Origin of the sequence: Streptomyces niveiscabiei (assembly GCF_001419795.1) — a bacterium.
Lineage (GTDB): Bacteria > Actinomycetota > Actinomycetes > Streptomycetales > Streptomycetaceae > Streptomyces > Streptomyces niveiscabiei.
Genome location: NZ_LIRL01000667.1, coordinates 1 through 13,547, shown reverse-complemented (window position 1 = coordinate 13,547; position 13,547 = coordinate 1). Strand labels below are relative to the sequence as shown.

Annotated in this window: 12 protein-coding genes and 1 pseudogene; 5 read left to right on the top strand and 8 right to left on the bottom strand. The window is 71.5% G+C overall.

What is annotated here, in order from left to right:
• The 3 genes and pseudogenes from AOK24_RS29950 to AOK24_RS29940 form a co-directional block, all read right to left on the bottom strand.
• Positions 1-422 (bottom strand): annotated as a pseudogene (locus AOK24_RS29950) (ABC transporter permease); the annotation flags it as partial.
• Positions 412-1,380, bottom strand: coding sequence for an ABC transporter permease (locus AOK24_RS29945; protein ID WP_055723171.1), 969 nt, complete (start codon positions 1,378-1,380; stop codon positions 412-414). The pseudogene AOK24_RS29950 and the gene AOK24_RS29945, both read right to left, overlap by 11 nt.
• Before the next feature lie 95 nt (positions 1,381-1,475).
• Complete coding sequence (locus tag AOK24_RS29940) at positions 1,476-3,059, bottom strand: ABC transporter substrate-binding protein (RefSeq protein WP_055723170.1); 1,584 nt, start codon at positions 3,057-3,059, stop codon at positions 1,476-1,478.
• Positions 3,060-3,203: 144 nt separating this feature from the next.
• Between AOK24_RS29940 and AOK24_RS29935 the strand changes: the two genes are divergently transcribed.
• From AOK24_RS29935 to AOK24_RS29920, 4 genes are all read left to right on the top strand, one after another.
• Positions 3,204-3,893 carry a M24 family metallopeptidase gene (locus tag AOK24_RS29935; RefSeq protein ID WP_055723169.1) on the top strand — a complete coding sequence of 230 codons (690 nt, stop codon included), beginning with the start codon at positions 3,204-3,206 and terminating at the stop codon, positions 3,891-3,893.
• 175 nt (positions 3,894-4,068) lie between these two features.
• Positions 4,069-5,103 carry an enoyl-CoA hydratase/isomerase family protein gene (locus tag AOK24_RS29930; RefSeq protein WP_055723168.1) on the top strand — a complete coding sequence of 345 codons (1,035 nt, stop codon included), beginning with the start codon at positions 4,069-4,071 and terminating at the stop codon, positions 5,101-5,103.
• A gap of 54 nt (positions 5,104-5,157) precedes the next feature.
• Positions 5,158-6,348 (top strand): CaiB/BaiF CoA transferase family protein, encoded by a 1,191-nt coding sequence (locus tag AOK24_RS29925; RefSeq protein ID WP_055723167.1) that lies wholly within the window; start codon positions 5,158-5,160, stop codon positions 6,346-6,348.
• Between the two features lie 203 nt (positions 6,349-6,551).
• Positions 6,552-7,538, top strand: a complete 987-nt coding sequence (locus AOK24_RS29920) for a LacI family DNA-binding transcriptional regulator (protein WP_055723166.1) — start codon at positions 6,552-6,554, stop codon at positions 7,536-7,538.
• 138 nt (positions 7,539-7,676) lie between these two features.
• On the opposite strand, the gene AOK24_RS29915 is transcribed toward AOK24_RS29920, so the two are convergent.
• Entirely contained in the window at positions 7,677-8,465 is a 789-nt protein-coding gene (locus tag AOK24_RS29915; RefSeq protein WP_055723165.1) for a VOC family protein, read from the bottom strand.
• 146 nt (positions 8,466-8,611) lie between these two features.
• Between AOK24_RS29915 and AOK24_RS29910 the strand changes: the two genes are divergently transcribed.
• A complete protein-coding gene (locus AOK24_RS29910; RefSeq protein WP_055723164.1) occupies positions 8,612-8,851 on the top strand; it encodes a WhiB family transcriptional regulator in 240 nt (79 codons plus the stop codon).
• Between the two features lie 139 nt (positions 8,852-8,990).
• On the opposite strand, the gene AOK24_RS29905 is transcribed toward AOK24_RS29910, so the two are convergent.
• The 4 genes from AOK24_RS29905 to ssgD form a co-directional block, all read right to left on the bottom strand.
• Positions 8,991-9,965: an acyl-ACP desaturase gene (locus AOK24_RS29905; RefSeq protein ID WP_055723163.1), complete on the bottom strand. Its 975-nt coding sequence runs from the start codon at positions 9,963-9,965 to the stop codon at positions 8,991-8,993.
• Between the two features lie 213 nt (positions 9,966-10,178).
• The gene (ddaH, locus tag AOK24_RS29900; protein ID WP_055723162.1) at positions 10,179-10,955 is read right to left on the bottom strand and encodes a dimethylargininase; all 777 of its coding nucleotides are present in this window, start codon (positions 10,953-10,955) and stop codon (positions 10,179-10,181) included.
• A 128-nt stretch (positions 10,956-11,083) separates the two neighbouring features.
• A complete protein-coding gene (locus AOK24_RS29895) occupies positions 11,084-12,685 on the bottom strand; it encodes an ABC-F family ATP-binding cassette domain-containing protein (RefSeq protein ID WP_055723161.1) in 1,602 nt (533 codons plus the stop codon).
• Between the two features lie 290 nt (positions 12,686-12,975).
• Positions 12,976-13,392, bottom strand: coding sequence for a spore wall synthesis regulator SsgD (gene ssgD / locus AOK24_RS29890; RefSeq protein ID WP_055723160.1), 417 nt, complete (start codon positions 13,390-13,392; stop codon positions 12,976-12,978).
• Between the last annotated feature and the right edge of the window lie 155 nt (positions 13,393-13,547).

Sequence of the window (13,547 nt, the reverse complement as noted above, 5' to 3'; positions counted from 1 at the left end):
ATCGCGACGACGAAGATGCCGAGCAGCAGGTGCGGTACGGACGACACGGTGTCCACCGCCCGCATCACGACCCGGTCGACCCACCCGCCGAACGTCCCGGCGAGCGCCCCGACCGCCGTGCCGAGCACCGTCGCGGTGAGCGCGGCGGCGAGGCCGACCAGGAGCGAGACGCGCAGGCCGTAGACGCAGCGCAGCAGGAGGTCGCGGCCGAGGTCGTCGGTGCCGAAGGGGTGGGACCAGCTCGGCGGCAGCAGCTTGGACGCCAGGTCGACGGACTGCTGGTCGAGCTGGACGAGCGGGGGGACGAGCAGGACGGCGAGGGCGGTCACCGCGAGGACGGCCGCCGAGACCCTGACGCGCAGTGTGCGGGTGGAGCGGCGGCTCGGTCCGTACGACCGCCAGCCGGGTGCCTCACATGTCACTGAATCCCACCCTCGGGTCGAAGAGGCCGTACAGCAGGTCGGCCAGGAGGTTCCCGGCGAGGACGGCGGCCGTGGCGAGCGTGGCCAGCGCCGCGAGCAGCGGGAAGTCGACGGAGGTCGCCGCCTCGACGGTCGCCGCCGCGATCCCCGGCCAGCTGAACACGGTCTCCACCAGCAGGGCCCCGGTGATGAGTTCGGGCACCCGCGACCCGACGAGCGTCAGCACCGGCAGCAGTCCCGAGCGCAGGGCGTGCCCGAGCAGGACGGTCCGCTCGCTCAACCCCCGTGCGCGGGCGCCCCGTACGGGGTCCTCGACGAGCGCGTCCGCGACGCCCTGGCGGACGTACAGGGTGAACCAGGGGAGTTGGGACACGGCGAGCACCCCGGCGGGCAGCACCAGATGCCGGACGACCTGGTCCGCCGTGACCACCTCGCTGGCCGTGTCGGTGAGTCCCCCGGCGGGCAGCACGCCCCACTGGAGCGCGAACACCCAGACGGCGAGCAGTGCGAGCCAGAAGACGGGCGCCGCCTCCAGCGCGTACGCCAGCGAGGTGACCGTACGGTCGAGCGGCGAGCCCGGGCGCCGGGCGGCCAGAACTCCCAGTACGGTTCCCACGGTTACGGCGACGACGAACGCCGACGCGCACAACAGGCTGGACCACAGCAGGCGTTCGCCGATCACGTCCGCGACGGGCTGGCGCAGCACGCTCGACTGGCCGAGGTCCCCGCCGAGCGCGGACGTCAGCCACTCCCACCAGCGCACCGCGAACGGCCGGTCCACGCCGAGGTTCTCGCGGAGTCTCGCCAGCGTCTCGGCGTCGGCGCCGAGCGCGGCCGTACCGGCGTACGCCTTCACCGGGTCGAAGGGGGAGGCGGCGGCGATCGCGAAGACGCCGAAGGTGACGACGAGGAGGACGGGGACGGCGAGGAGGAGACGGCGGCCGGTCAGGCGGGCCATGGCGGCCCAGGGGAGACGGGACGGGGACGCCGGTCCGCGTGGCGGCTGTGTCGGCGAACTGCCTTGTGTGGAGGGCGGGTTCACGGCAGGTCGGCTCACTGCGTCGTCCGCTTCGGCTGCCAGGTCTCCAGGTTCCACCACGGCCCGCTGGCGAACCCGTGCTCGTGCGGCTCGACCTGGGTCGTGAGGCCGTCCCAGCGGTCGGCGAGGACGTACACGTGGTCGATGTGGGTGAGGAACGTGTACCCGGGGTTGTCGACGAGGGCGCGCTGGACCGTGTCGTACGCGGCCTTGCGGGCCGCCGGGGCGCTGGTGCGGCGGCCCGCGTCGAGGGCCTTGTCGACGGTCGGGTTGCGGTAGTGGCCCATGTTGTTCCAGCCGTCGCCGGCGAGGGTGGAGTACAGCATCGTGTAGAGGCCGAAGTCGGGGTCGCCGGTGGAGCCGAAGCCCGCGAGGACGGCGTCCTGGGCCATGCGCGGCTCGATGACCTCCCACGTCGCGCTCTGGGCCTTGACCTCGACGCCGGCCTTCTTCGCGTCGGAGGCGTAGGCGAGGGCGTGGTCCTGGCGGACCTTGTCGCCGGCCGGGTAGTACAGGGTGAAGGAGGCGCGGCGGCCGTCCTTGGCGCGGATGCCGCCGTCACCGGGCGTCCAGCCGGCCGCGTCGAGGACGCGCCCCGCCTCGGCGAGGTCCTGCTTGCGCTCGATGCCCTTCGTGAACCAGGGCGAGTCCACCGGCAGCGGCCCGTACGCCGGGCTCCCCGCGCCGTCCAGGATCTTCGCGACCATCGCGTCCCGGTCCACGGCCAGGTCGAGGGCTCGCCGGATCGCGGTGTCCCCGGTGACCGGGTTCTGCGAGGGCAGGGACACGAGCCGGACGTCGTACGTCGTCGCGTCGTACCGCTTGCGGCTGCCGTCCTTCGCGAAGGCCGCCGCGAGGTTCGGCGGGAGGATCGCGCCGTCGAGGTCGCCGGCGCGCAGGCGGGTGGCGCGGACGTCGTCGTCGGGGACGATCGCCATCGTGACCTTGCCGACCTTCGGGGCGCCGCCCCAGTAGTCGGGGTTCGCCTTGAAGGTGAGCTTCTCGCCCTTGCGCCAGTCCGCGAGGACGTACGGGCCCGTGCCGACCGGACGCGTGTTGAACGGACCGGTGTTGGGGTCCTGGCCGCCCGCGAGGTGCTCGGGGACGATCGGCAGGGTGGTGCGCGCGGCGAAGGGCGCGTAGGGGTACTTGAGGGTGAAGACGACCTTGTCGCCGTCGGCCTTCACCGCTTTCACCGCGTCGAGTTCGACCCGCGAGGTGTTGTTGGTCTTCGGGTCGAGGACCGTGTTGTACGTGAACACCACGTCGGCGGCGGTGAGTTGCTTGCCGTCGCTGAACTTCACGCCCTCGCGCAGCGTGTACGTGTAGGTGAGGCCGTCGGCGCTGACCTCGGGGAGGGCCTTGGCGAGGGCGGGCTTCAGGGTGAGGTCGGCGTCGTGGGCGAGGAGGCCGTCGAAGATCTTCGAGTTGCCGTCCTTGCCGTAGCCCAGCAGGGGGCTGAGGGTGGCCGGTTCGGAGGGGACGCCGATGACGACCGAGTCGGCCGACGGCGCCCCGCTCTCGCTGGGTGCCGAGCAGGCGGCCGTGGCGGTGAGCAGCGCCGCCGTGAGGGCGGTGGCTCGTATGCGGGGGGTCATCGGGCTCCTCTGTTGCTGGTGGCTCGTTATTGCATATGAGTTGCAGATGAGGGGTACCCGAGTCAAGGGCGGGTCAAGCGTGCGAGGGCGGGGGCGCGTCGAATGCCGTTGCGGAGATCGATCTCGCGGCGTTACGTTCGGCGCATGTCGGACGACGAACCCACGCGCGCCGCGCGGCTGTTGAGCGCGCAGGCCAAGGCGGAGGAACTCTTCGCGGAGATCACCCGGCGCGGCCTGATCGCACCGGGCGAGGGCGAACGTGCCGTCAGCGATCGCATCCGCGACCTCGCGAACGAACTCTTCGGCACCACCCGGCACTGGCACAAGCGCATCGTCCGCTCCGGCCCCAACACCCTCGCCCCCTACCGCGAGAACCCGCCGGACCGCCTGATCGGCGCCGACGACATCGTGTTCGCCGACTTCGGCCCCATCTTCGAGGAGTACGAGGCGGACTTCGGCCGCACGTTCGTCCTCGGCGACGACCCCGCGAAACACCGCCTCCGCGACGACCTCCCCGAGGTTTTCCGGGCAGGCCGCCGCCACTTCGAGGACACCCCCGGCATCACCGGCGAACAACTCCACGCGGAGATCAACCGCCTCGCCGAGAAGGCGGGTTGGGGCCTCGGCGGCTGGCACGCGGGCCACCTCGTCGGCGAGTTCCCGCACGAGTGGATCGACGGCGCGGACGTCGAGTCGTACATCACCCCCGCGAACACGACCCCGTTGCGCCGCACCGACCGCGCGGGCCGCCGCTGCCACTGGATCCTGGAGGTCCATCTCATCGATGAGCGACGGGAGTTCGGCGGCTTCTACGAGGAACTCCTCACCCTCTGACATACGCTGCGGGGCGCTGAACACCGGACGGGTGCCGCTCGCGCAACCTGATGGCCGGCCTGCCCGGTGCGCTTTGCGACCATGGACGCGGGAAGATCGTCCATGACGCGTACGGCGGATGCGGAAGGAAGCGGCAGTCCATGTGCATCAACGTGACCCCGGGCGGGGTGGTTCTGTGACCGGCGTGCAGTGTTGGAGGGACGGTCTGGTCGGGCGGATCGTCCTCGACCGGCCCCAGGCCCTCAACGCCCTCGACCACGCGATGGTCCTGCGGATCGACGCCGCCCTCACCGAGTGGGAGCACGACCCGGCCGTCGCGGCCGTCGTCGTCACCGGGGCGGGGGAGCGCGGCCTGTGCGCCGGCGGGGACATCCGCGCCGTCCACGACGACGCGCGGGACGGGGACGGGCTGGCCTCGGCCGCCTTCTGGCGGGACGAGTACCGGCTGAACGCGCGGATCGCCCGGTACCCGAAGCCGTACGTCGCCGTCATGGACGGCATCGTGATGGGCGGGGGCGTCGGGATCTCCGCGCACGGCGATGTGCGGATCGTCACCGAGCGCTCCCGGATCGCCATGCCCGAGACCGGGATCGGGTTCGTGCCGGACGTCGGGGGGACGTACCTGCTCTCCCGCGCGCCCGGCGAACTCGGCACCCACCTCGGACTGACGGGCACTCAGATCGGTGCCGCCGACGCCCTGTTGTGCGGCCTCGCCGACCACTACGTCCCTTCCGCCGAACTCCCCGCCCTCCTCGCCGACTTCGCCGCCATGCCGGTGACCGAAGCCCTCGCCCGCCACGAACAGCGCCCTCCTCGCGCGCAGTTGCCGGACGACCGGCACTGGATCGACGCCTGTTACGCCGCCGGCACGGTCGAGGAGATCGTCGACACCCTCGCCACGTACGACGACCCCCGCGCCAAGGACGCCGCCGAGACCCTTCTCACCCGCTCCCCGACGACCCTCAAGGTCACCCTCCGCGCCCTGCGCGCCGCGCGCTGGCTCACCCTGGAACAGGCCCTGGACCAGGAGTACCGCGTCTCCTGCCACGCCCTCTCGACCCACGACCTTGTGGAGGGCGTCCGCGCGCAGATCATCGACAAGGACCGCACCCCCCGCTGGTCCCCGGCGACGCTGCCGGACGTCTCCGACGCGGACGTGGACCGCTACTTCGCGCCGCTGGGGGAACGGGAGTTGGGCCTCGACGCCTGACTGCTCGACGCCTGACGGGGAGCCTCAGCAGGAAACCTCCGAAAGGGACCCGACATGCCCCATGACCTCCCCCTCTCCGGCATCACCGTCGTCAGCGTCGAACAAGCCGTGGCCGCCCCCTACGCCACCCGCCAGCTCGCCGACCTCGGCGCGCGGGTGATCAAGGTGGAGCGCCCGGGCGGCGGCGACTTCGCCCGGCGCTACGACGCGGCCGTGCACGGGGAGTCGAGCTACTTCGTGTGGCTCAACAGGTCCAAGGAATCGGTGACGCTGGACCTGAAGACGGCGGCGGGGCGGCGCGTCCTGGGACAACTCGCGGGCCGCGCCGACGTGTTCGTGCAGAACCTCGCGCCGGGCGCGGCAGGGCGGATGGGGTTCGGGACGGACGCGCTGAGGGAGCGGTACCCCACGCTGATCCCGTGCGCGATCACCGGGTACGGCAGCACGGGCCCCTGGTCCGACCGCAAGGCGTACGACCTCCTCGTCCAGTGCCAGACCGGCCTGGTCTCCCTCACGGGCGGCCCCGAGGAACCCGCCCGCGTCGGGATCTCGGTCGCCGACATCGCCGCCGGCATGTACGCCTACTCCGGCATCCTGACCGCGCTGTTCGCCCGGGCCACCTCGGGTGTCGTACGCCCCGTCGAGGTCTCGCTGTTCGAGGCGCTCGCCGAGTGGATGGGCCAGCCCGCCAACTACACGCGGTTCGGAGGGAGTCAGCCCTCGAGGGTGGGCACGCAGCACGCGACGATCGCGCCGTACGGGGCGTACCGGTGCGCGGACGGCAAGGACGTCCTCTTCTCGATCCAGAACGAGCGCGAATGGGTGTCGCTGTGCGACCGGTTCCTGAAGGACCCGGCGCTCGCGGCGGACCCGCGCTTCGCCACCGGCCCTCAACGCGTCGCCCACCGCGAGGAGTTGAACGCGATCGTGGCCCGCCGGTTCGCGGAGCTGGACAGCGCCGAGGTGACGCGTGAACTGGACGCGGCGGGCATCGCGAACGCGGGGGTGAACGACGTCGCGGAGTTCGTCGCCCACCCGGTGCTCGCGGAAAGGGACCGGTGGCGGGACGTGACGCTGCCCGGCGGGCTCGCCGTACCCGCCCTGATCCCGCCCGCCGACCTGGCCGGTGTGGCACCCCGGATGGACCCGGTGCCCGGCGTGGGGGAGCACACGGACGCCGTGCTCGCGGAGCTGGGGTACGGGGAGGCGGAGATCGGGGCGCTGCGGGGCGACGGCGTGATCTGAGGGCCTGCCCCATGGCAGAGCCTCCCGATTGTCGTCCGAACTCTTGACGCCACCCTTCTGACTGCGTAGACATGACAGCGCAGACATGACTACGCAGTCATGCGGCCCGGCGTCTGGAATCATGGAGGCGTCGTAACTGTCGACCGGGAGGTGCCGTGACACGAGGAGCCGGGCGGAACGCCGGAACGGCGGCGCCGCGCAGCGTGGACGTCGCGCGCCTCGCCGGGGTGTCGCAGAAGACGGTGTCCCGGGTCTTCAACGACGAGCCGTACGTCTCGGCGGACGTGCGCCGCCGGGTCCTGGACGCCGCCGAGCAACTCGGCTACCGGCGCAACAACGCCGCCCGCGCGCTCGCCTCGGGCCGGACCAGGTCGATCGGCGTCGTCACGCTGGGCACCGCGCTGTACGGGCCGGCCTCGCTGCTCATGGGCGTCGAGAAGGTCGTCCGGGACACCGGGTACGCGCTGCGGGTGGTGAACACCGTCGAGGGCGACCCGGCGGGCATCGCCGGAGCCGTCGACTCGCTGCTCGACCAGGGCGTGGACGGCATCGTCGTGTCGGAGCCGATCGACGAGCCGGGCGGGGTGCCCCTGCGGGTGGACGTCCCGGTGCTGGTGATCGGCGCACCCTCGCCGGTGACCTCGCCGACCGTGCTGTCCGCCGGGGACGACGCCGACCTGATGGCCCGCACGGCGACCGAACACCTCCTGGAACTCGGCCACCTGACGGTCCATCACCTCGCGGGCCCGCAGCGCTGGTTCGCCGCCCGGGACCGACTCGCGGGCTGGCGGGCCGCGTTGACCGAGCACGGCAGACGGGTGCCGCCCGTCGTCGAGGGCGACTGGTCGGCGGCGTCGGGATACCGGGCGGGTCGGGAACTGGCCCGACTGTCCGACGTCACCGCCGTGTTCGCCGCGAACGACGACATGGCGATCGGGCTGATCCGGGGGCTGGCGGACGCCGGGCGCCGGGTGCCCGAGGACGTCGCGGTGATCGGCTTCGACGACATGCTGCCGATCCCCGAACAGACCGACCCGCCCCTCACGACCGTCCGCCAGGACATCGAGGAGATGGGCCGCCTCATGGCCCGCCTCCTCCTGAACCGCCTCGCCCGCACCCCGTCGACGACCGAGGTCCCCCTGAGCAGCGTGGTCCTCCCGACGAGGCTGATCCGCAGGGCCTCGGCCTGAGCACCGGCTCGCGAACTCCGCACGGGGACGGGCCACTTGAGGCCGACCGGCACGGCCACGGCGACCCCGAGCCCCTCGGCGTACACCCTCACCCGCGCCCAACTTGTCGGCGCCCCCCTCACGACGCCCCGCGTCGCCTCACCCCTCCACCGGCGTCGCGCTCGTGATCACCGCGAAGCGTGCCCCGTACGGGTCCGCCAGTTTCGCGAAGCGCCCGACGCCCTCCATGTCCACCGGCGGAGTCCGCACGCTGCCGCCCCGTTCCACCGCTGTCGCGACCGCCGCGTCCGTGTCGGGGACCTCGAAGTACGGGAGCCAGTAGGCGCTGTCCTCGTCGGGGGCGTCGGAGAGGGGGACGAAGCCGGCGAACATCGCGTCGTCGCCCATGTCCTTGGGGTTGACGCAGGTGTACGTACCGCCGGGGAACGGCATCGCGGAGGTCTCCAGGCCGAGCGCGGAGTGGTAGAACGCGGCGGCAGCGGCGATGTCGGCGGTGTAGAGCTCGGCCCAGCACAGGGACCCCGGTTCGTTCACGACGTCGAGCCCCGGCAGGGCGGCGGGCTGCCAGAGCCCGAACGGTACGTCCGCCTCGTCCGCGAGGATCGCCATCGTGCCCTGCCCGAACACCTCCATGGGCTGGACCAGCACCTTGCCGTGCGCCTTCTCGGCGGCCAGCGCGGTCGCGCGCGCGTCCAGCGTCTGGAAGTACAGCGTCCAGGACGGCGGCCCCTGCTCCTCGCCCGTCTGCATCCCGGCCGCCACGGTCTTGCCGTCGAGCTGGAAGAACCCGTACCCGCCCGCTTCAGGCCCCGCCGACACGAACCGCCAGCCGAACAGCGCGCCGTAGAACGCGCTCGCCCCCTCGATGTCGGCCGTCCCGAGATCGATCCAGTTCGGTGCGCCCTCGACGAATCGTGTGGTGAGCATCGCCAGCCTCCTCGCTAGGAACCCCTGCCCTGCCGAGTCTTGCACCGCCCACTGACAATCGCCCCCGAACACCCCGCCCGGCCCTCGCACCGGCCCGTTGATCGGCCGTTGATCAAACGTTTTCCCGCACCCGGCACGATCCCGTCATGTCCACCGACACGAAGCCCGCCCCCGACCTCTCCTGGCAGCAGGAAGCCCTGTGCGCACAGACCGGGTCGGTGTTCTTCTTCCCGGAACCGGGCAGCTCGGTCCGCGAGGCGAAACAGATCTGCGGCCTGTGCCCGATCCGCCCCGCCTGCCTCGACCACGCCCTCACCCACGACGAGCAGTTCGGCGTCTGGGGCGGCCTGTCGGAGAAGGAACGCCACCACCTCAGACGCCACTGACAGCGGACGTCACTGACGACGCCGCTGACACCCAGCCCGGCACCACGCGCCCGCGTACGACGAAAGGCGGCCCGGAAAACCCCGGACCGCCCCTGTCACCGTCCCCGCCCGCAGGAGCCCCGCGAGCCGGAACCGACGCCTACGCGCCCGCGCGAGCGGCCATCCGCGCCTTGCGCGCCGCGAGCTTCTCGTCGAACTTCGTCGCCTCCGCGTTGAGCCCGCCCATGAACATGCCGAGCTCCTCCTGGGCCTGGCGCCCGTCGGGGCCGAGCCCGTCGATCTCCATGACCTTGAGGAAGCGCAGGACGGGCGCGAGCACGTCGTCGTGGTGGATGCGCATGTTGTAGACCTCGCCGATGGCCATCTGCGCGGCGGCCCGCTCGAAGCCGGGGATGCCGTGTCCGGGCATCCGGAAGTTGACGACGACGTCGCGGACGGCCTGCATCGTCAGGTCGGGGGCGATCTCGAACGCGGCCTTCAGGAGGTTGCGGTAGAAGATCATGTGCAGGTTCTCGTCGGCGGCGATGCGCGCGAGCATCCGGTCGCAGACCGGGTCACCGGACTGGTGCCCGGTGTTGCGGTGCGAGATGCGGGTGGCGAGCTCCTGGAAGGACACGTAGGCCACGGAGTGCAGCATGGAGTGGCTGTTGTCCGACTCGAAGCCCTCGCTCATGTGGGCCATCCGGAACTGCTCCAGCTTGTCCGGGTCGACCGCGCGCGAGGCGAGCAGGTAGTCGCGCATGACGATGCCGTGGCGCCCCTCCTCGGCCGTCCAGCGGTGCACCCACGTGCCCCAGGCGCCGTCACGGCCGAAGAGGCTCGCGATCTCGTGGTGGTAGCTCGGCAGGTTGTCCTCGGTCAGCAGGTTGACGACCAGGGCGATCCGCCCGATCTCGGTGACCTTCGACTGCTCCTTGCCCCACGCCTCGCCGTCCTCGAAGAAGCCGGGGAAGTTGCGCGCGTCGCTCCACGGGACGTACTCGTGCGGCATCCAGTCCTTGGTGACCTGCAAGTGCCGGTTGAGTTCCTTCTCGACCACTTCCTCCAGCGCGTACAGCAGCCGCGCGTCGGTCCAGCCGGCGGAACTGCCCAGGTGGGGAGAGGTGATCGTCACAAGAACTCCAGGGACGTGAAAACGGAGCGGGACACTCCGGCGAGCGGTGCCGGAACCTACGGGATCGTAGGCTACGAAACCGTAGGTTACGAGACCGTAGGTTAAGCGCGTTGTAAAGGGCGCTGATCAGCGGGGTCGCCGCCGATTTCCGGAGTGTTCCGACGGCCCCGGAACCCGCAGGTCCGGGGCCGTCGGAGTGACGTCGTCAGCCGGTCAGTCGTACAGCTCGCGCAACCTTACCGAGAGACATGTCACACAGCCTTCCAGCTTCTCGAACTCGCTGATGTCGACCGTGACGACCTCGTGCCCGAGGTCGGTGAGCAGCTCGGCCGTCTTCGGGGCGCTCGCCGCCATCAGCAGCTTGTGCCCGCCGAGCAGCACCGCGTGCGCGCCGGACTCCTCCGGCACGGACAGGAAGCGCGGGAACAGGGCGGGCCGGTCGACCTGCGGGATGTGCCCCATCACGGTCCCGTCGGGCAGCGCGGTCACCGCCGACTTCAGATGGAGCACCCGGCTGACCGGAACGGCCACCACGCGCGCGCCGAGCGGTTCGAACGCGGCCCGCAGCTGCTGGATGCCTGCCGCGTTCGTGCGCCCGCCGCGCCCGACGTACACCGTGTCGCCGACCTTGAGGACGTCGCCGCCCTCCAGGGTGCCCGGCTCCCAGATCCAGTTCACCGAGCAGCCCAGCCGCGCCACCGCCTCCTCCACGCCGGCCGTCTCGCCCCGCCGGGAACGCGCGCCCGGGCGGGTGATCAGCGCGACGTTGCGGAACATGACGACGGTGTCCTCGACGAACACCGCGTCCGGACAGTCGTCGGCGGGCTCCACCTCGACCGTCTCCCAGCCGTGCGCGGCCAGCGCCTCGACGTAGCCCTCCCACTGCTCCAGGGCGAGGCCGGGATCGATCTTCTCGCGCTCGATGTGCGTGACCAGCCCGTCCGGGAGGCGCGGGCCGGGGCGGCGGATGAGGGCCTTCTTGCTGGGCACGTCCAGGTCTCCGAATCGGCGGCTTTCCGGCGCCCCGGAACAGGGCACCGGTCCGCCATCATGCAACCCCGCGCGGGCGGGACAAAAGCCCTCCCGTGAGGCTGTGGCTCAGCTGAGATACCGGTGGGTCACCCCGCGTCGCCCTCGCGTAGCCCACCGTCGAGCTCCAGCCAGCGCGTCACCCCGATCGACCTCAGGAACGGCATGTCGTGGCTGGCCACGATCAGCGCGCCCTCGTACGACTCCAGAGCCGTCGTCAGCTGGCGCACGCTCGCGAGGTCGAGGTTGTTCGTCGGCTCGTCCAGCAGCAGGAGCTGCGGAGCGGGCTCCGCGAGCATCAGCGCCGCCAGCGCCGCGCGGAACCGCTCCCCGCCCGACAGCGTCCCGGCCCTCTGATCCGCTCTGCCGCCCCGGAAGAGGAACCGGGCCAGCCGGGCCCGGACCCGGTTGTTCGTCGCCTCAGGCGCGAACCTGGCCACGTTCTCGACCACCGTCAGCTCGTCGTCCAGCACATCGAGCCGCTGCGGCAGGAACCGCACGGGGACGTGGACGGCGGCCTCGCCCGCGACTGGCGCCAGCTCCCCGGCCACCGTCCGCAGCAGCGTCGTCTTGCCCGCCCCGTTGCGCCCCACCAGCGCGACACGCTCCGGGCCGCGCAGATCGAGGTTCCCCACGCGCGCGCCGTACACCGTCTCCAGGTCCAGCAGCGTCAGCACGCCCCGGCCCGGCGGTACGGCCGTGTACGGCAGGTCGACGCGGATCTCGTCGTCCTCCCGGACCGCCTCCGCCGCCTCGTCGAGCCGCTCCTTCGCCTCCGCGAGGCGCTCCTGATGCAGGATCCGGTGCTTGCCCGCCGACTCCTGCGCGGAGCGTTTGCGCAGCCCCATGACGATCTTCGGCTCGCGCTTGTTGTCCTGCATCTTCTGCCCGTACTTCTTGCGCTTGGCCAACTTCATCTGGGCGTCGCTCAGTTCGCGCTTCTGCCGGCGCACGTCCGCCTCGGCGACGCGCACCATCCGCTCGGCCGCATCCTGCTCGACGGCGAGCGCCTCCTCGTACGCGCTGAAGTTGCCGCCGTACCAGGTCACCTCGCCCGCGCGCAGGTCGGCGATCTGGTCGACCAGGTCCAGGAGTTCACGGTCGTGGCTGACGACGACCAGAACGCCCGACCACGCGGAGACGGCGGCGTACAGGCGTGCGCGCGCGTGGAGGTCGAGGTTGTTCGTCGGCTCGTCCAGCAGGAGGACGTCCGGGCGGCGCAGCAGCAGGGCCGCCAGCCGCAGCAGGACGGACTCGCCGCCCGACACCTCGCCGATCGTGCGGTCCAGGCCGATGTGGCCCAGGCCCAGTTCGCCCAGCGTCGCCAGGGCGCGCTCCTCGACGTCCCAGTCGTCGCCGAGGACCTCGAAGTGCTCCTCCGAGGCGTCACCGCCCTCGATGGCGTGCAGGGCGGCCCGCTGCGCGGCGATCCCGAGGGCCTCGTCGACCTTCAGGGCCGTGCCCAGGGTGATGTTCTGCGGGAGATAGCCGACCTCCCCGGCGACCCGTACGGCGCCGTCCGCCGGGGTCAGCTCCCCGGCGATCAGCTTCAACAGGGTGGACTTGCCGGACCCGTTGACCCCGACGAGCCCGGTCCTGCCGGGGCCGAAGGCGAGGTCCAGGTCCTCGAAGACGGGGGTGCCGTCGGGCCAGGCGAAGGAGAGGGCGGAAGCGGTGATGGAATGACTCAAGAATGCCTCGCGGTGTGCGCATGCGGTCAGGGGCAGACGCGTGTCGAGACACCGGAGGTCGGCTCGGGAGGCCGTAGGGCCGCGGGGACGGCTCGTACGCCGAGGTCGGACGCAACGCACACAGCTCGCGAAGGCGGTGGCTGTGCGACGCGGTGTCTCGGGACCTCAGACGAGCAACGTCCTTCTCCAATCGGCGGCAACAGAAGCGAGATCAACCGTAGGGAGGGTGCTGCGGGGGTGTCAAAGGATTAAATCGAGCCTCCTGCGAAGGCGGAGTTGCGGAGTTCCGGTCAGCACGCGTCGCGCATCAGCTCCGCCAGGTCGTGGTCCAGGTCCAGCTGGAGGTGCTCCAGACCGACCGGGACCAGCTCGCTCGTCGCCCGCAGGAAACGGCGTACGTCCGCCGAGTGCACATGCACGATCGCCGTGCCCTCCGGGGCGTGGAACTCCAGCACCGTCCGGTCGAAGCCGTACGGCCGCACCCGTACGTCCCCGTCCCCCTCGGCCTCCGTCAGGCCCGCCGCGAGCAGCTCCCTCGCGAACGTCCAGCACACCTCCACGCCCTCCAGCGTCGCCGGCGCCGGGAACGCCATCCGTACCGCGAACGGATCGGTGCGGTCGTACTGCAACGTGGCGGGGATGCTCTGCATCCGAGGCGCGGCGGCGACCAGACGGGCCTCTACGGGCTGCTCGATGACGGTGGACATCGCCTTGCTCCCTTGTGACTGCTGGACGAACTTCCTGTCGGACGACACTCGACACTTGAAGAGACGCCGGAACCCCCGGATCCGTGCACCTGAATTCCGCGTGACATCGGTCACCGTCGACGGGGGACCAGAGGGACTTGTGGGGACATCGGGGG

Coding starts and splice junctions, on each gene's coding strand:
- AOK24_RS29945 (WP_055723171.1), bottom strand. CDS start 1,380: ATGGCCCGCCTGACCGGCCGCCGTCTCCTCCTCGCCGTCCCCGTCCTC.
- AOK24_RS29940 (WP_055723170.1), bottom strand. CDS start 3,059: ATGACCCCCCGCATACGAGCCACCGCCCTCACGGCGGCGCTGCTCACC.
- AOK24_RS29935 (WP_055723169.1), top strand. CDS start 3,204: ATGTCGGACGACGAACCCACGCGCGCCGCGCGGCTGTTGAGCGCGCAG.
- AOK24_RS29925 (WP_055723167.1), top strand. CDS start 5,158: ATGCCCCATGACCTCCCCCTCTCCGGCATCACCGTCGTCAGCGTCGAA.
- AOK24_RS29915 (WP_055723165.1), bottom strand. CDS start 8,465: ATGCTCACCACACGATTCGTCGAGGGCGCACCGAACTGGATCGATCTC.
- AOK24_RS29910 (WP_055723164.1), top strand. CDS start 8,612: ATGTCCACCGACACGAAGCCCGCCCCCGACCTCTCCTGGCAGCAGGAA.
- ssgD (WP_055723160.1), bottom strand. CDS start 13,392: ATGTCCACCGTCATCGAGCAGCCCGTAGAGGCCCGTCTGGTCGCCGCC.